Source organism: Kitasatospora sp. NPDC050463 (assembly GCF_040655255.1).
Classification (GTDB): domain Bacteria; phylum Actinomycetota; class Actinomycetes; order Streptomycetales; family Streptomycetaceae; genus Kitasatospora.
Genome location: NZ_JBFAJO010000011.1, coordinates 107,544 through 122,541 on the forward strand (window position 1 = coordinate 107,544; position 14,998 = coordinate 122,541).

16 protein-coding genes are annotated in these 14,998 nt (G+C 74.6%); 3 read left to right on the forward strand and 13 right to left on the reverse strand.

From position 1 onward, the window contains the following. Nucleotides 1–88 precede the first annotated feature (88 nt). Nucleotides 89–466 (reverse strand): YciI family protein, encoded by a 378-nt coding sequence (locus AB0J08_RS09875; protein WP_360629778.1) that lies wholly within the window; start codon nt 464–466, stop codon nt 89–91. Between the two features lie 633 nt (nt 467–1,099). Here AB0J08_RS09875 and AB0J08_RS09880 point away from each other — a divergent pair. Next, nucleotides 1,100–2,320: a glycosyltransferase gene (locus tag AB0J08_RS09880; protein WP_360629781.1), complete on the forward strand. Its 1,221-nt coding sequence runs from the start codon at nt 1,100–1,102 to the stop codon at nt 2,318–2,320. A 124-nt stretch (nt 2,321–2,444) separates the two neighbouring features. On the opposite strand, the gene AB0J08_RS09885 is transcribed toward AB0J08_RS09880, so the two are convergent. Together AB0J08_RS09885 and AB0J08_RS09890 are read right to left on the reverse strand one after the other, a co-directional pair. Then, nucleotides 2,445–3,062: a GNAT family N-acetyltransferase gene (locus AB0J08_RS09885; protein WP_360629784.1), complete on the reverse strand. Its 618-nt coding sequence runs from the start codon at nt 3,060–3,062 to the stop codon at nt 2,445–2,447. A 333-nt stretch (nt 3,063–3,395) separates the two neighbouring features. Continuing rightward, nucleotides 3,396–4,523, reverse strand: a complete 1,128-nt coding sequence (locus tag AB0J08_RS09890; RefSeq protein ID WP_360629787.1) for a hypothetical protein — start codon at nt 4,521–4,523, stop codon at nt 3,396–3,398. Between the two features lie 87 nt (nt 4,524–4,610). On the opposite strand from AB0J08_RS09890, the gene AB0J08_RS09895 reads away from it, so the two are divergent. Then, nucleotides 4,611–5,123, forward strand: coding sequence for a GNAT family protein (locus AB0J08_RS09895; RefSeq protein WP_360629790.1), 513 nt, complete (start codon nt 4,611–4,613; stop codon nt 5,121–5,123). Nucleotides 5,124–5,166: 43 nt separating this feature from the next. Here AB0J08_RS09895 and AB0J08_RS09900 read toward each other — a convergent pair whose 3' ends face one another. From AB0J08_RS09900 to AB0J08_RS09915, 4 genes are all read right to left on the reverse strand, one after another. Then, nucleotides 5,167–5,739: a hypothetical protein gene (locus AB0J08_RS09900; RefSeq protein ID WP_360629793.1), complete on the reverse strand. Its 573-nt coding sequence runs from the start codon at nt 5,737–5,739 to the stop codon at nt 5,167–5,169. Nucleotides 5,740–5,847: 108 nt separating this feature from the next. After that, nucleotides 5,848–6,201 carry a metalloregulator ArsR/SmtB family transcription factor gene (locus AB0J08_RS09905; RefSeq protein WP_360629796.1) on the reverse strand — a complete coding sequence of 118 codons (354 nt, stop codon included), beginning with the start codon at nt 6,199–6,201 and terminating at the stop codon, nt 5,848–5,850. Next, entirely contained in the window at nt 6,198–6,644 is a 447-nt protein-coding gene (locus AB0J08_RS09910) for an SRPBCC domain-containing protein (RefSeq protein ID WP_360629799.1), read from the reverse strand. Before AB0J08_RS09910 ends, AB0J08_RS09905 begins: the two co-directional genes overlap by 4 nt. 224 nt (nt 6,645–6,868) lie before the next feature. Next, a complete protein-coding gene (locus AB0J08_RS09915) occupies nt 6,869–7,387 on the reverse strand; it encodes an EF-hand domain-containing protein (RefSeq protein WP_360629802.1) in 519 nt (172 codons plus the stop codon). Nucleotides 7,388–7,612: 225 nt separating this feature from the next. Here AB0J08_RS09915 and AB0J08_RS09920 point away from each other — a divergent pair, with 225 nt between their 5' ends. Further along, a complete protein-coding gene (locus AB0J08_RS09920) occupies nt 7,613–8,380 on the forward strand; it encodes an alpha/beta hydrolase (protein ID WP_360629805.1) in 768 nt (255 codons plus the stop codon). 72 nt (nt 8,381–8,452) lie between these two features. Here AB0J08_RS09920 and AB0J08_RS09925 read toward each other — a convergent pair whose 3' ends face one another. The 6 genes from AB0J08_RS09925 to AB0J08_RS09950 form a co-directional block, all read right to left on the reverse strand. Beyond that, nucleotides 8,453–9,481, reverse strand: a complete 1,029-nt coding sequence (locus AB0J08_RS09925; protein ID WP_360629808.1) for a LacI family DNA-binding transcriptional regulator — start codon at nt 9,479–9,481, stop codon at nt 8,453–8,455. A 302-nt stretch (nt 9,482–9,783) separates the two neighbouring features. Beyond that, complete coding sequence (locus tag AB0J08_RS09930) at nt 9,784–10,575, reverse strand: GNAT family N-acetyltransferase (RefSeq protein WP_360629811.1); 792 nt, start codon at nt 10,573–10,575, stop codon at nt 9,784–9,786. A gap of 129 nt (nt 10,576–10,704) precedes the next feature. Continuing rightward, nucleotides 10,705–11,799 carry an exo-alpha-sialidase gene (locus AB0J08_RS09935; RefSeq protein ID WP_360629813.1) on the reverse strand — a complete coding sequence of 365 codons (1,095 nt, stop codon included), beginning with the start codon at nt 11,797–11,799 and terminating at the stop codon, nt 10,705–10,707. Nucleotides 11,800–11,950: 151 nt separating this feature from the next. Next, a complete protein-coding gene (locus AB0J08_RS09940; protein WP_360629816.1) occupies nt 11,951–13,390 on the reverse strand; it encodes an NAD(P)/FAD-dependent oxidoreductase in 1,440 nt (479 codons plus the stop codon). Next, nucleotides 13,387–13,851, reverse strand: coding sequence for an OsmC family protein (locus tag AB0J08_RS09945; protein WP_360629819.1), 465 nt, complete (start codon nt 13,849–13,851; stop codon nt 13,387–13,389). Before AB0J08_RS09945 ends, AB0J08_RS09940 begins: the two co-directional genes overlap by 4 nt. Nucleotides 13,852–14,112: 261 nt before the next feature. Further along, on the reverse strand, nt 14,113–14,889 hold the full coding sequence (locus tag AB0J08_RS09950; RefSeq protein WP_360629822.1) for an alpha/beta fold hydrolase: 777 nt from the start codon (nt 14,887–14,889) through the stop codon (nt 14,113–14,115). Nucleotides 14,890–14,998: the final 109 nt, after the last annotated feature.

A 14,998-nucleotide genomic window follows, 5' to 3' on the forward strand; every position in this document is an offset into this window, starting at 1 on the left:
GACGGGATCGGGGCAAACGCGGCCACGGCGGCCGGGCCGGTGCCGGTGATCGGAGCTCCGGTGACCGGAGCTCCGGGGCTTGCGGGGATCAGGCCTCCGGCGGGGTGGTGTTCCCGTCGATCTGGCGCAGCTCGGCGCCGACCTTCCAGCTCTCCGGGTGGATCTCCAGGAACCGCTTGGTCCACTCGATCGCCTCGGCCTTGTCCTTGCACTGCATGATGGCGTAGCCGCCGACGACCTCCTTGGTCTCGGTGAACGGCCCGTCGGTGAAGCTCAGCTTCCCGCCCTCCCAGGTGATCCGGGTGCCCTCGGCGGTCGGCAGCAGCCCGGCGGTGTCCAGCATCACCCCGGCCTTGGTGATCTCCTCGAACAGCGCTCCCATCCGCTTCTCGAACTCCGGGCCCGCCGACTGCATGTCCGGGGCGTCCTGCTCGTCGATACGGATCAGCGACATAAAGCGCGGCATGGTGACTCCTCGATCAGGAGGCCGGGGCTGTTCCCCGCCTCTCACCCCTGCGTCGAACGGGGAACGGCCGTTTCGACAGCCGCCCCGGAATTCTTTCGGGAGATTCCGCGAGCGGCCACCGCAGGGCGTGCCCGAGCGCCGGCTGCAGGTGGCCGAGCGCGCCGGCGAGGTCGGTGGAGCGGTCGTCCGGGAGGGCCGGTCCCGCCCGCGCCCCGGACGAGCTGATCGACGGCGGCGCGGACGGCGGTACGCGGCTGGAAGGCGCTCGCCAGTGGCGGGAGCACGCCGCGACCGTCCATCGGGTTGCGGCCGACGACATCCGCGCACCCCCTGGCCCGGCTGCCGCCGGCATGGCGGCAGCGATACCGAGACTTACCAGGTCCACCGTCAACTGCGGTGCGGGCGCCCGGGCTTGGTGCGGCTCATTTGCCGGGGTGTCAGGCTCGGCCGGCGATCACCCTGCGGCCGGAGCGAGGAGATGGCCCGTCAGATGACGGACGGGAGTGGAAAGAAGGAGAACCCACTCCTTTCCACTCTCAACTTATAGCGCACCGGGGTCCTTGCGGCAAGGCCCCGGTCATGCTGCAGAATCTCCGCTCGAAGCCAAGATCGTCAGGAAACGGGGAGTATCGAATGCGCGTGGTGTTGTCTGCCTACGATTCGCGTGGGGGCGTCGAGCCGCTGGTGGGGCTCGCGGTGCGGTTGCGGGAACTCGGTGCGGAGGTGCGGGTGTGCGCGCCGCCGGACGAGGAGTTCGCGAAGCGGCTGGCCGTGGTCGGCGTGGAGATGGTGCCGACCGGGCAGTCGGTGCGCGACCTGGTGACCGGGAAGACGCCGCCGTCGCCGGGAGGCCTGCCCCGGCGCGCGGCCGACATGGTCGCCGCGTTCTATGACAACGTCCGCTCCGTGGCCGAGGGGTGCGACGTGCTGGTGGCGACGGGTCTGGTGCCGGCCGTGGCCGGTGTGAAGGCGGTGGCCGAGAAGCTGGGCATCCGGTACGTGTACGCGAGCTACCAGCCGGTCAGTCTGCCCTCGCCGCACCATCCGCCGATTCCGCGGCCGGGCCGGCCGCTCCGCGAGGATGTGACCGACAACCAGGTGCTGTGGGACCAGGACGCCCTGGACGCGCAGGAGGTGTTCGGCGAGGCGGTCAACGGCCACCGGGCGTCGATCGGCCTGCCGCCGGTGGACAACGTCCGCGACCACGTCTTCACCGACCTGCCGTGGCTGGCCGCGGACCCGACCCTGGCCCCGTGGGAGCGGCCGGCGGGCCTGGACGTGGTGCAGACGGGGGCGTGGGTCCTGCCGGACGAACGCCCGCTCCCCGCCGACCTGGTGGAGTTCCTGGACACCGGCACGCCGCCGGTGTACGTGGGCTTCGGCAGCATTCCGATGCGCGACCCGGAAGGCCTCGCCCGGGTGGTCGTCGAGGCGATCCGCGCCCGGGGCCGCCGCGCGGTGCTGTCCCGTGGCTGGGCCGAGCTGGCGCGGGTCGACGACCGGGACGACTGCTTCGTCGTCGGCGAGGTCAACCACCAGGCGCTGTTCCGCAGGGTGGCCGCCGTCGTGCACCACGGCGGCGCGGGCACGACGACGACGGCCACCTGGGCCGGCGCGCCCCAGGTGGTGGTGCCGCAGGGGGCGGACCAGCCGTACTTCGCGGGCCGGGTGGCGGGCCTCGGCATCGGCGCGGCGCACGACGGTCCGACGCCGACCGCCGAGTCCCTGTCGGCCGCGCTCAGGGTGGCGCTGCTGCCCGAGACCCGCGAGCGGGCGACCGCCGTGGCCGGTGCGTTCCGCGCCGACGGGGCGGCGGTGGCCGCGAAGCTGCTGCTCGACGACGCCGGGCGGTAGAGGGGGTCGAGCGAGTCGGCCGGAAGGCGGTGCGGCAGCCGTCGGCCGACCGTGCGTCGGGGGAGGGCCCGGCGGGCGTCTGCTGATCTCGTTGCCTGACAGCCTCGGAGCTCTGTCAGGGTGGTCAGCACGGCCCCGCCGGGCTCGGCCGGTGTGACCCGCAGGCCGGCGGAGTCCTGGTGGTGCCCCGCCGGGTGCCGCGGGCCGTGGACGTCTCCGCGGAGATCCGATAGAGCACGCACCGGCGGAGCGGCCCTTCCGGCACGCTCGGATCCTCGAAGTCGTCGGCCGGGTCCCGGGTCATGCCGATCCGGTGCATCACCGCCTGGGAACGACGGTTGCCGACGGTTGTCGACGCAAGGACCTCCGGCAGCCCGAGGGTCTCGAAGCCGAAGGCAAGGCAGGCCAGGGCGGCCTCGGTGGCGTAACCGTGACCCCACGCCGAGCGCACCAACCGCCACCCGACGTCCACGCCCGCGAACGGCATGCCCTCGCTCACCTCGTCCAGGCCGGCGCGGCCGATGAACTCGCCGGTCTCCCGTGCTTCGAGCGCCCACCAGCCGAAACCTCGCCCGTCGAACGCGGCCTGCATGGATGCCACCGCTGCATCGCTCTGCTCCCGCGTCAGCAGCTCCCCCAGGTGTTCCCGGACTTCGGGGTCGGCGTTCATCGCCGCCCACGGTTCGAGGTCGGACTCCCGCCACCGGCGGAGCAGGAGGCGATCGGTGCGCAGTTCGGGCATGCCCCCAGGTAACGCGATGACGCCCGGGGTGTCGATCGGTTATCTCGTGGTCAGCCGGGGGTCGGCCCGACGCAGGTCCGGCAGGGCCCGCTCGGCGTCGGCGAACTCCGGTTCGTACGAGGCGGCTTCGGGTGCCGACGGGGAGGGCGGGGGAGATGTTCGCCCCGGGTGTTACCCCCGGGAGGGTGGTGCCGGGGGCCCGGACGGACGATGTCCCGCGGGTACGCTCTCCGGTGCCCGGCGGACTGTCGTTGCCTCCGCCCCGCCCGCTGTTCCCGCCCGCCAGGTGTGCTCGACGAATGACGGCCGTTCAGCACGCTCCGAGATGAACGATCACCCGCTGTAGTGGTGATCCGTGTCCTTGGTGGGCCGCAGCTCGGGCGGCAGCGGCAGCGCCTCCGAGAGCTTCACCGCCACACCGCGCGCGAGGTCGAACACCGCCACCGGGTCGCCCTGGTCCACCCAGACCGAAGCCCCGCACCAGCGGCCGATCAGCCGGAACTGCTCCAGCGCCTCCGCGTGCAGCTCGGCCTTGCCGCAGTAGTACGCGAGCAGGTGCCGCAGCATCGGCAGCCGCTCGTCGTCCGCCGGGACGGACGCCAGCGCCGCCGCGATCGCCTTCAGCCGCTCCTTGGCCTTCCCCCCGGCCAGCGTGGAGCCGAGCGTCTCGCGCTTCTCCAGCTCGGACAGCGCGTGCAGGTAGATCCCCGGCAGCGGGCTCCCGGCCGGCGCGCCGTCCATCGCCCGCTCGGCGAACGCCAGCATCTGCTTGTCCGAGCCGAACCACTTGGCGCACCAGTACTGCATGCCCTGCCAGTGCGCCTCGTAGTGGTGCGGCGCGCGCTCGGCCAGGCCGGCCCAGAGCGGCTCGAACTGCTCCGGCGAGTACTGCGCGCCGCGCGCCGTCGTCACCATGACCACCCACGGAGCCGGATCCGCCGGCGCCAGCAGGGCGGCCCGGCGGGCCGCCTCGATCGCGGCGGGCAGCAGCGCGCGGAACTTCGCCATGTCCTCGGCCGGCACCTCGTGCGCGTACTTGGACCCCCGGATCGCCCAGGCGCGGTGCACCATCTGCTTGGCCTCCAAGGTGGCCGCGTCGCAGCTGTTCGGGTCCGCGGCGCGCCAGGCCGTCAGCCAGGCGTCGTCCTCGTCGGCGATGCTCGCCAGCAGCTCCAGCCGCGACCAGCGCTCCTCCCAGTCCTGGCCCGCCGCCTCCACGTGGGCGGCGGCCGGCCGCCAGTCCCCGCCCCAGGCGGCGTCGGCTATCGCCTGGGACCGCCGGCGCCGCTCGTCGGAGATCGGCGGCCCGGAACGGCGCGGGTCGAGCCGCTCGCGGGGGACCAGGCCGAAGGCGGCCGGGTCGAACCGGGTCCTGGCCCACTCCACCGACTTGCCGGCACGGGACTTCTTCAGCGCGAAGTAGACGAGGACGGCCACGAGAACGATCAGGAAATGTGTCACGGCGGCGAATCATCCCTGGTGGGAGTGGGTGAGTGCAACGCTGAAAAAGGCTCGCCGAAGGCCCTTTTCCGTGCAAACATGCCCTATATGGGGACGATTCTGCAGGGCACCCAGGTCACCCTCCGCCCCGCGACGGCGGACGACATCCCGGCCCTCGTGGCCATCCGTGCCACGCCCGAGGTCTACGCCCGCTGGCGCGGTGGTGACGACCTGGCCGACGCCGTCGCCACCGATCTCAAGGAGCCGGACACCGAGACCCTGGTGATCCTGGTGGCCGGGCAGGTGGCCGGCGCCATCCAGTGGTACGCCAACAACGACGACGAGTACCGCCACGCGGGCATGGACATCTACCTCGACCCGGCCCGCCACGGCCGCGGTCTCGGCGCCGACGCCGTCCGCACCCTGGCCCGCCACCTCGTCACCGACCACCACTACCACCGCCTGATCATCGACCCGGCGGCGGACAACGCGGCGGCGATCCGCTGCTACGCCAAGGTCGGCTTCCGCCCCGTGGGCACCATGCGCCAGTACGAACGCGGCCCCGACGGCACCTGGCACGACAACCTGCTGATGGACCTGCTGGCCGACGAACTCGGGTAGCGGGCGCGCTCCCGCGGAGCGGGCGGAGCGGCCGGACGGGACCCTAGCCCCGCGCGGCGATGACGAGCGCGGCGACGAGGGCGATGAGGATCCCGAAGACGACCCCGAGCGCCGTGGGGGACAGCCGGTCCCGGAGCTGCTTCGGCGGCTGGACCCGGGCGGCCTGGTCGGTGCTCAGCTCCCACCAGTTGACGACCCGATGGAACTGCTCGTCGAAGTCGGCGGCGGGGTACGCGTCGCTGTGCTGCAGCCCGGGCAGTGTGCGCCGCTTCCCGCCCGCCAGGGTCATCCGGACCGCGTACGACGCCCCGAACCGGCTCTTGGTCTCACGCACGTCGATCCAGCGGATGTCCCGCCAGGGGTAGGTGCGGCCGCGCCGTCCGACGCCCCAGCAGATCGTTATTCCGGCGGCGCCGACCGCGCTCCAGCACCGGCGCGAGATGACGAGGGCGGGGCCGGCGATCGCGGCGGTCCCGCCGAGCATCCAGCAGAAGCCCACCGCGCCGAGCCGGTAGGCGGCCAGGGTCCCTTGAGCGGCCAACAGGACGCCGAGGAAGGCGAATTGCGGCCAGGAGGGCCGGTACCGGTCTTTCCCCCGGAAGATCAGTTCGTTCACCGCACGCACACTACGCCCCGGGGCCGCGGTTGGAGGGGCGGGGGCGGGTGTTCGCCCTGCGCCCGACCCGTGACGGGTCGGGCGCAGGTGCGGGCCGGCGCCGGCGTCCTACCGGGCGTCCCGCTCGGCCGCCTCGGCGAGGCGCTTGATGGTCGCCAGCCGTCGGTCCCAGTCGGTGGCGAGGGCGGCCATCCACCGTGCCGTGGCGTCGAGCGCCGCCGGCCGCACCGCGTACCGCACCTCGCGGCCGACCCGGGCGGCGGTGACCAGTCCGGCGCCGTCCAGGACGGCGAGGTGCTTGACCACCGCCTGTCGTGAGACGGGCAGGCGTTCGGCGAGGGTGGTCGCGGTGGCCTCGCCCTGCTCGGCCAGCAGGTCCAGCAGTTGACGCCTGGTCGGGTCGGCGAGGGCGGCGAGGACGCCGTCGACCGGCTCGGCGGCGCCGCGGCCCTCGTCGGTCATGCGGAGGGCTGTTCGGCGCGCTTGCGGAACGCGTCGAGCACCTGGGGCCATCCGTCGGTGTTGTTCTTGACCGCCTGGCTGCGCAGGTCCTCGGATCCGGCCAGGGCCGCGAATCCGCTCTCGACGACGCGCAGCCGCGTCCGGTCGCCTTCGGGGGTCAGCGTGAACTCCACGAGGGTGCTGTTGTCCTCGCGCAGTTCCTCGCCGGGGAAGGCGCTGGCCCAGCGGTAGGCGAGGTAGGTCGGCGGCTCGACCTTCTCGACCCGCACCGGGAACTCGCCGTACTCGGGGTTCTTCGCCACCATGGACTCGCCTTCCCGTGCCACGGTGCCGGCCAGGCTCGCCTCCTCGGCGACCCAGAACCCGGGCTGGGCCACCAGGGTCCAGACGTGCTCCAGGGACGCCTCGATCAGGGTCTCGCGCTCGATCCGGTCGTCGCTCATGAGGAACTCCTTCGTCGCTGCCCAATGTGTGCAACTCCAGAGTTGCACGTCGATCCGCGAGGTGCAACCCGAGGGTTGCGCATGGCCTCGGTCTGCCGCCGGGGCGTGGCCCTACGCCCCGGGCGGCGGTGCGAGCACCACCGGTCAGGCGTCCTCCGCGTCGAGCAGGTCGTCGAGCGTGTCGTCCGGGCCCGCCGGGAAGACCACGGCCGTCGCCGCCCGCCTCAGGCCGGGCTGCCGGCGCGGTCGTGCAGCGCCTCGGCCATGGGCGACGCGCCGTCGGTGACGAACCCCCGGATCGAGGCCAGGTACTCGTCGCGGTCGATGCGGCCGTCGCCGTCGGTGTCCAGCGCGTCGAAGGCCTTCGCGGCGTTGTCGGCGGAGTTGCCCAGCGCGGCCCGGAGCCAGGTGAACTCCGCGCGGCCCAGGGCCCCGTCCCCGTCCGCGTCGGCGAGGTCGAACAGTGACCCCAGCGCCGGCCGGCAGACCTCGTCGAAGGCGCCGCCACCCGCCCACGCCGCGTACTCCTCGAAGGTGACCCTGCCGTCGCCGTTCGCGTCCATCGAGGCGTACACGCGCTCGTGGGCCGCGCGCGCGGCGGAGACCAGCGGGTCCGCCGCGTCCCGGCCGAGTGCGGCGGCGGCCTGCTCGGGGCGGGTCAGGTACTCGTGCCGGGAGATGACGCCGTCGCCGTCCACGTCCAGCATGGTGAAGATGTGTCCCTTGGCGGTGGTGGTGTCCATGAACGTGCCCTTCGCGAAGCGGGATCGGGTGATCGTTGCTGCCCTCGCCCCGATCAACGCCGGACCGGGCGCGGGGTCACTGCCGGTCGGGCGGGACAGCGGGACAGCGGGACGGCGCGGACGGCAAGGGGTGGGACGGTGTCACCCTGCTCGCGGCGGGCGCCGGCGTTGCGCCAGGAGGGAAATCTGGTGGGCTTCCGCGTGGCCGATCCCTAGGCTGGTGCGATGATCATTTCTCATGATGTGGCCGGCAACGGCCCGGCGGTGGTTCTGGTGCACTCCACGGTCTGTGACCGGCGGATGTGGGACCGGCAGGTGCCCGCCCTGGTCGGAGCCGGCCTGCGGGTCATCCGCTGCGACCTCCGGGGCTTCGGCGAGACGCCCGTGCCGGACGGCCCGTACGACAACGCCCAGGACGTCGTGGACCTGCTGGACAAGCTCGGGATCGAGCGCGCGGCGCTGGTCGGGGCGTCCGGCGGAGGCCGGGTCGCGCTGGCGGTGGCGGCCCGCTGGCCGCAGCGGGTGACGGCGCTCGCGCTGCTCTGCACGGCGCTGGCCGGGCAGGAGCCGAGCGCCGGGCTCCGGGCGTTCGGCGAGCGCGAGGACGCGCTGATCGAGGCCGGGGACGTCGCCGGGGCGACCGCGCTCAACGTGGCGACCTGGCTGGGACCCGACGCGGACGAGGCGGCCCGTGCGCAGGTGCGGGAGATGCAGCAGCACGCCTTCGAGGTCCAGCTGGCCGCCACCGAGGAGTTCGGCCAGATCCAGGTCGACACCGACCTGTCCGCCGTCACGGCGCCCGCCCTGCTCGTCACCGGCGCGCACGACTTCCCGGACTTCCAGCGGATCGCCGACCACCTCGCCGAGCGCATCGCCGGCGCCCGCCGCCTCGACCTCCCCTGGGCGGGCCACCTGCCCGCCCTGGAGCGCCCCGACGAGCTCACCGCGCTGCTGCTCGACTTCCTGGGCGCCGAAGTGCCCGGCAGCGCCTGACCTCCTCCGGCCCCGCCCGCGTGCCCGGGCCCCGCTGGTGCCGCGACGGGGCGAAGGTCGCCTGCCGCGTCGCTAGGTCCTGGCCGGGCAGCCGCAGGAGCGGCGGATCACCATGCGGGCGGGGAAGGTGTGCGCGCCCGCGGGGACGGGCTCCTCGTTCGCCTTGGCGGTCAGGACGAGGTCGACGGCGGCCCGGGCCATCGCGTCCTGTGCGGTGGCGACGGTGGTGAGCGGCGGGCCGGCGATGACGGCCTCCGCGATGTCGTCGAAGCCGGCCACCGCGAGGTCCTCCGGCACCCGGATGCCGAGGTCGTCGGCGGCGCGCAGCAGGCCGATCGCCTGGTCGTCGGTCGCGCAGAACACGGCGGACGGCCGGTCGGGCCGGGCCAGCAGCGCGAGCGCCTCGGCGTGCGCGCGGACGCGGTCGAACGGCGCGGGCGTCAGTCGCCCGTCGGTGGGCAGGCCGGCGTCGGCCAGGGCGGCCGCCCAGCCGGCGGTGCGGGCGGTCACCGGGTCGTTCGGGCTGAGCGCGAACGTCCCGCCGAAGCAGTGGACTCCGGCGTGGCCGTGGCCCAGCAGGTGCCGCACCATCGCGCGCGCCCCGCCGTCGTCGTCGGCGACGACGGCTGCCCCGCTCTCGGTCTCCGCCCGGTGGTGCAGCAGCACGACGGGGGTGCCGTCGGTGGTCTCGACGCCGGCCACCCCGGGCACGGACGGGTCCTGGGTGACCAGGATCAGTCCGTCCACCTGCATGCCGAGGAACGCCCGGATGTAGTGCGCCTCCCGCTCGTCGGCGTAGTCGGAGTTGCCGATCAACAGCAGCCGGCCGCGCTCGGCCGCCGCCTGCTCCACCATGTGCGCGAGCCCGGCGAAGAACGGCTGCCGGGCGTCCGGCACGACCATGCCGATCAGGTTGGTCCGCCGCCGGGCCATGGCCTGGGCGACCCGGTTCGGCCGGTACCCCAGCTCCTCGACCGCCGCCAGGACACGGGCCCGGGTGGCCGCCGCCACCGGCCGCGGCCCGTCGTTGATCACATAGCTGACCACCGCCGTCGACGTTCCCGCCACCCGCGCCACGTCGTCCCGCGTCACCCTCACCATGCCCGCGAGCCTACACACCGGCTCTGACCAGGCCCGGAGAAGTCACTCGGAAGGGAAGGCCCGGGCGGGCGCAGCTGCCCGCTCTCGGCGCGGCCGAGCAGGCCGTCGCGGACGGGCTCGTCCTGCTCCAGGGGCCGAGCCCGGGGCTGATCGCCCGGGTCCGGCGCGGCCGCGGCCTGTTCGTCGGGGCCGGCCCGGTGCTGCCGGTGGGGATCGCCGTCCCGGAGCTCGCCCGCCCGGAGGGCCTGGTCCGACCTGCGGCCCGGGACGCCGTCCCGTCCGCGGTCGGTCGGGCGGGGTGCTCAGGGGACGACGACTGTCAGCGTGCTCCTGGTGAACCGGAAGCCGAGCGACTCGTACAGGCGGCGGGCCGAGTTGCCCTCGGTCACGGCCAGGCCCATCCCGGGGTTTCCGCGGTCGGCGAGGTCGGCCATCACCCGGCGCATGACGTCGCGGCCGAGCCCGGGGTAGCCGAGGCCGGGGTGTCGGAAGACATGGGCGATCCAGGGCGTGCCGTCGAAGTCGGTGACGACGGCTCCGGCTACGACCTGGTCGGTCGCGTCCACGATCAGGGCGCTGGACGGCAGCACGGGGCCGACGACCCGACCGGCCAGCAGGTCGCGCAACTCCTCCTGCCTGCTCTGCTCGTCGCGATCGGGGCGGTGGTCCGGGTGGCCGGGGCCGAACGCCGCGTCCAGCGCCGGGGCGAGCTCCCCGGCGTCCCGGTCGCACGGCACGCTGCGGTACCCGTCGCGCAGGGGAGTCCGGGCCCAGTCGGCCCACCCGGCGGGAGGCGGATCACCGGCGAGGTCCCGCAGCATGGTGTGACCGAGCCGGAGCGTGCGGGCCCCGCGCCGCAGCAGCCGCTCGCCGAAGTCGACGGAGCCGGAGACGATCCAGCCCGACATGTCCGAGAGCACGAACTCCACCGGGTCGACGGTGCTGACGGCCTCGCCGACCCCCGGGGCCCCGGGGGCCAGCACCTCCAACAGGCTGGCCCAGGGCCGCCCTTCACGCTCCCCGCGCTGGTAGCGCACCACGGGAAGGCCGTCGATGTCGCGTCCCAGCCGCCAGTCGGGTTCCGTCTCGGCCATGCCGGTCCGTCCAATCTCCGGGAGCAGTCTGCCTCCCCGCCATGATCGGCGGGAGGCCACCGGAGATCAAGGGGTGCCGGCGGAGGCCTGGACCGGCGTGCCGGGCGCCGCCCCGAACCCGCCGCGGCGTCAGGACACCGTCGCCGCCCGGACGCAGAGCACGTCCGGCAGGTGGGCGAGCAGCAGTCGCCAGCTCTCGCCCTCGTCCGGGCTGCCGTAGACCTCGCCGGTGCGGGTGCCGAAGTAGATGCCGGCCGGATCGGCGTCGTCGGTGCGCAGGGCGTCGCGCAGGACGACACCGTAGTGGTCCTCGCCCGGCAGGCCGTTCGCGAGGGGGTGCCAGCTGTCCCCGCCGTCCTCGGTGCGGAAGACCCGGCAGCGGCGGCCCGGCGGGACGCGGTCGTCGGCGCCGCCGAGGGGGAAGAGGTAGGCGGTGTCGGCCCGGCGCGGGTGGGCGGCGACGGCGAAGCCGAAGTCGGCGGGCAGGCCGTCGGTGACGGACCGCCAGCTCGCACCCGCGTCGTCACTGCGGTAGACACCGCCGTGGTTCTGTAGGTAGAGGCGGTCCCGCCGGACGGCGTCCGGTGCGATCTTGTGCACGCACTGGCCGAACTCGGGGTACTGGCGTTCCTGCGGGAAGAACTCCGCGCGCAGTCCGGTGTTGGAGGGCTCCCAGCTCGCGCCGCCGTCCTTGCTCCGGTAGACGCCGCCGCTGGAGACGGCGACCAGCAGCCGCCCGGCGTCGCGCGGGTCGGTGAGGATCGTGTGCAGCCCCTGGCCGCCGTACCCGGCGCCCCACTCGGACCGCTGCGGGTGGTTCCAGAGCGGTTCGACCAGGGCGAAGGTCTCGCCGCCGTCCTCGGAGCGGAACAGCGCCGCCGGTTCGGTGCCCGCGTAGACCACGCCGGGTGCCTCGTCGCCGGCCGGCTGGAGCTGCCAGACCCGGGTGAGCGAGGCACCGGTGTGCTCGGGGAAGCGGACGGCGGGTCTGGACGGCTCGGTCCAGTGCGCGCCGAGGTCGTCCGAGCGCCAGACCGACGGGCCCCAGTGGCTGCTGTCCGCCCCGACCAGCAGCCGGACCCGGTCGGCCCGGCGGTCGATCGAGACGGAGTAGATCGCGTTCATCGGGAAGTGCGGCCCGCTGAACTCCCAGTTCAGCCGGTCTCGGCTGCGGCCGAGAAAGAGGCCCTTCTCGGTTCCGACGGTCAACAGCACCTCGGTCATGCCAGCCACCACCTGGTCGGTGAAACGGCCCCCACCGGACACCCCCCACCGGCCAGTCTCCCGCTGACCGCCCGGGGCCACACCTCGCCGCGCCGGGGACCGCCGCAGCCGCAGCCCGGGCCGTGGCCCGAGCCCCGGCTGCCGGGCACGCTCAGCCCCGGCAGCCCTCCAGCAGGCGCAGCCACACCTCGCTGATCGTGGGGTACGCGGGCACGGCGTGCCAGAGCCGGTCGATCGGCACCTCACCGACCACCGCGACGGTGGCCGAGTGCAGCAGCTCCGCGACCCCGGGGCCGACGAAGGAGGCGCCGACCAGCACCTGGCGGTCCAGGTCGAAGACCACCCGGGCCCGGCCCCGGTAGTCGTCGCCGTAGAGCGAGGCGCCGGCGACGGCGCCGAGATCGTGGTCGATCGACCTGACCCGCAGTCCGGCCCGCTCGGCGGCCTCCGACGTCAGTCCGACGGCCGCCACCTCCGGCTCGGTGAAGACGACCTGCGGCGCTCCGGCGCTGTCGGCGGACGCGGCGTGCGCGCCCCAGCGCGCGGTGTCCAGCGGCCGCCCCTCAGCGCGCGCGACGATCGTCGCGCCCGCGATCCGGGCCTGGTACTTGCCCTGGTGGGTGAGCAGGGCCCGGTGGTTCACGTCCCCGGCCGCGTACAGCCAGTCGCCGTCGACGCCGAGCACGGTGCAGCTGTCGTCCACGTCCATCCAGGAGCCCGGCTTCAGGCCGACCTGTTCCAGCCCGACGTCGGCCGTGCGCGGGGCGCGGCCGGTCGCGTACAGCACCTCGTCGGCGGTCAGCCGCTCGCCGTCGCCGAGCACCAGGGTCACCCCGGCGCCGTCGACGCGTTCCAGCGAGGCCACCTCGGTCCCGAAGCGCAGGTCGACTCCGGCGGCCTTCAGGCCCTCCGCGACCAGCTCGCCCGCGAACGGCTCCATCCGGGGCAGCAGCGCGTCACCGCGCACCAGCAGGACGACCTCCGCGCCGAGCGCGCGCCAGGCGGTGGCCAGCTCCACGCCGACCACGCCGCCGCCGACCACGGCGAGACGCCCGGGCACCGCGGGCGCGCCGGTCGCCTCCCGGTTGGTCCACGGCCGGGCCTCGGCCAGCCCGGGGACGCCCTCCGGCAGCACCGGCCGGCTGCCGGTGCAGATCGCGACGGCGTGCCGGGCGGTGAGCAGCCGCTCGGAGCCGTCCTCGGCCTCGACCGTGACCGCCCGTTCGCCGACCAGCCGGCCGTGTCCGCGGACCAGCTCGATGCCGGTGTCGCGCAGCCACCGGACCTGGCCGTCGTCCTGCCAGTGCGAGGCGAACGAGTCGCGCCGGGCCAGTACGGCGGCCGGGTCCAGGGCGGCGCCGCCGACGGCCTCGCGCGCACCGGCCACGGCGCGGGCGCCGGCCAGAGCGGCCACCGGGCGCAACAGCGCCTTGCTCGGCATGCAGGCCCAGTACGAGCACTCGCCGCCGACCAGTTCGGCCTCGACGATCACCGTGCGCAGCCCGGCGGCGGCGGTCCGGTCGGCCACGTTCTCGCCGGTCGGGCCGGCGCCCACCACGATGACGTCGTACTCCTCGGGCGTGGTCGTCATGCGCGGTCCTCCGTCGTGTCGATGGTCACCCCGGCGCGCAGGGCCAGGGTGACGGGGGTGCGTTCGCAGACGTCCAGCAGCCGGGCCCGCTGGGCGTCGTCGAGTGCGCCGGTGAGCGAGACCAGGCGGGAGACCCGCCCGCGGCTCCCGTCCGTCTCGTACTGGAGCCTGACCCGGACGGCCTCCAACGGCCACTCCTTGCGCTCCGCGTACATCCGCAGGGTGATCGCGGTGCACGAGCCGAGCCCGGCGAGCAGCAGTGCGAACGGCTCCGGCCCACTGTCCGAACCGCCGCGCCGCACCGGCTCGTCGGCGGTCAGGGGGTGCGCGCCGGCCTTCACGTCGACGTGGAACGGCGCGTCGGTGCTGCTGCCGGTCACCACGGCGGTGGTGACCCGCCGGAACTCCGGCGCGGCCACGGCCGCCTCGGAGCTCGTCGGGCTGGTCGGGGTCGGGCTCATGGCGGGCGGGCCTCGCTCTCGTTCGGTGTCACGGGGCGCCCCGGGGGCACGGGCGCCGTGCCCATCCTGCGCCGCCGGGGCCGCCCCGCGCAGCCGAACACGCGGGCGAGTGCGCCGTGGGGCAAGTGGCCGGGCGCGCACGGAGCGGTCCGACGAGCGGACGGCTGAGCCGACCTGCCGAGCGGACCGGCCCGAGCGAATCGAGCGGTCCGAGCGGTCCGAGGAGCGCGGCGGCGGCCCACCGGGACCGCCGCCGCCGGGTCACCGCCCCGCCGAGCCCGCCGAGCCCGCCGGTCCGGTGACCGCCGCGAGCTCCGCCAGCACCGCCGCCGTCTCCGCCGGCCGCGAGAACATCGGCCAGTGCCCGGTCGGCAGCTCGCGCAGCTCCCACTCCGGACCGCCGAGCCGTGAGAAGTACGGATGACCGGAGGCGATCATGGCGCGGACCTGCTCCAGCGGGAACGAGCAGGAGACCAGCGCCTTCGGCAGGGCCGCCCCGGCGCCGGTCAGCCGCAGCGGGTCGGTGAAGGTGGCGACCGGCTGGTCGGTGGCGCGCTCGCGGACGGCGGCCCGGGCGGCGTCGTCCAGCCCGTCCGCACTGGTGCCGGAGGCGGCGAACTCCTCCCAGGACGGCATCGGGTGACGCCAGCCGTCGACCAGGGTCGCCATGACGTGGGCCCGGTGGTCGGCCTCCCAGAGGTCGCCCAGCGCGGCCCCGTCGGGGACGGGACCGCTGTCGAGGTAGACCACGCGCCGGATCCGCTCGGGCATCCGGTCGGCCGCGCCGGTGACCGGGGTGCTGCCGCCGCTGTGGGCGACGAGGACGACGTCCCACAGGTCCTCGCGCGTCAGCAGGTCGGTGAGGTCGGCGATGTGGGTCTCCAGGCCGACCTCCGGCCCGGCCTCGGCGGAGCGCTCGGCCATCCCGGTGAGGGTCACCGCATGGACGGTGTGCCCGGCCTCGCGCAGCGGGCGCGCGACGTCGTCCCACGCCCAGGCGCCCAGCCAGAAACCGGGGACGAGTACGAAGGTGCTCATGGGGGCTACTCCTTGTCGGGGGGAACCGTCATGAACGACTCTAGGATCGGAACCGGACAGATCTCGCCCGGATTAGTTCGTCGTCCGGTCCGGCCGGCCGACGAACCGG

What these genes read in the sequence shown, in the direction of transcription:
- AB0J08_RS09950 (WP_360629822.1), bottom strand. Translation starts at nt 14,889, where the DNA reads ATGAGCACCTTCGTACTCGTCCCCGGTTTCTGGCTGGGCGCCTGGGCG.
- AB0J08_RS09910 (WP_360629799.1), bottom strand. Translation starts at nt 6,644, where the DNA reads ATGAGCGACGACCGGATCGAGCGCGAGACCCTGATCGAGGCGTCCCTG.
- AB0J08_RS09930 (WP_360629811.1), bottom strand. Translation starts at nt 10,575, where the DNA reads ATGGCCGAGACGGAACCCGACTGGCGGCTGGGACGCGACATCGACGGC.
- AB0J08_RS09940 (WP_360629816.1), bottom strand. Translation starts at nt 13,390, where the DNA reads ATGACGACCACGCCCGAGGAGTACGACGTCATCGTGGTGGGCGCCGGC.
- AB0J08_RS09885 (WP_360629784.1), bottom strand. Translation starts at nt 3,062, where the DNA reads ATGCCCGAACTGCGCACCGATCGCCTCCTGCTCCGCCGGTGGCGGGAG.
- AB0J08_RS09880 (WP_360629781.1), top strand. Translation starts at nt 1,100, where the DNA reads ATGCGCGTGGTGTTGTCTGCCTACGATTCGCGTGGGGGCGTCGAGCCG.
- AB0J08_RS09945 (WP_360629819.1), bottom strand. Translation starts at nt 13,851, where the DNA reads ATGAGCCCGACCCCGACCAGCCCGACGAGCTCCGAGGCGGCCGTGGCC.
- AB0J08_RS09905 (WP_360629796.1), bottom strand. Translation starts at nt 6,201, where the DNA reads ATGACCGACGAGGGCCGCGGCGCCGCCGAGCCGGTCGACGGCGTCCTC.
- AB0J08_RS09920 (WP_360629805.1), top strand. Translation starts at nt 7,613, where the DNA reads ATGATCATTTCTCATGATGTGGCCGGCAACGGCCCGGCGGTGGTTCTG.
- AB0J08_RS09895 (WP_360629790.1), top strand. Translation starts at nt 4,611, where the DNA reads ATGGGGACGATTCTGCAGGGCACCCAGGTCACCCTCCGCCCCGCGACG.
- AB0J08_RS09875 (WP_360629778.1), bottom strand. Translation starts at nt 466, where the DNA reads ATGCCGCGCTTTATGTCGCTGATCCGTATCGACGAGCAGGACGCCCCG.
- AB0J08_RS09915 (WP_360629802.1), bottom strand. Translation starts at nt 7,387, where the DNA reads ATGGACACCACCACCGCCAAGGGACACATCTTCACCATGCTGGACGTG.
- AB0J08_RS09935 (WP_360629813.1), bottom strand. Translation starts at nt 11,799, where the DNA reads ATGACCGAGGTGCTGTTGACCGTCGGAACCGAGAAGGGCCTCTTTCTC.
- AB0J08_RS09925 (WP_360629808.1), bottom strand. Translation starts at nt 9,481, where the DNA reads ATGGTGAGGGTGACGCGGGACGACGTGGCGCGGGTGGCGGGAACGTCG.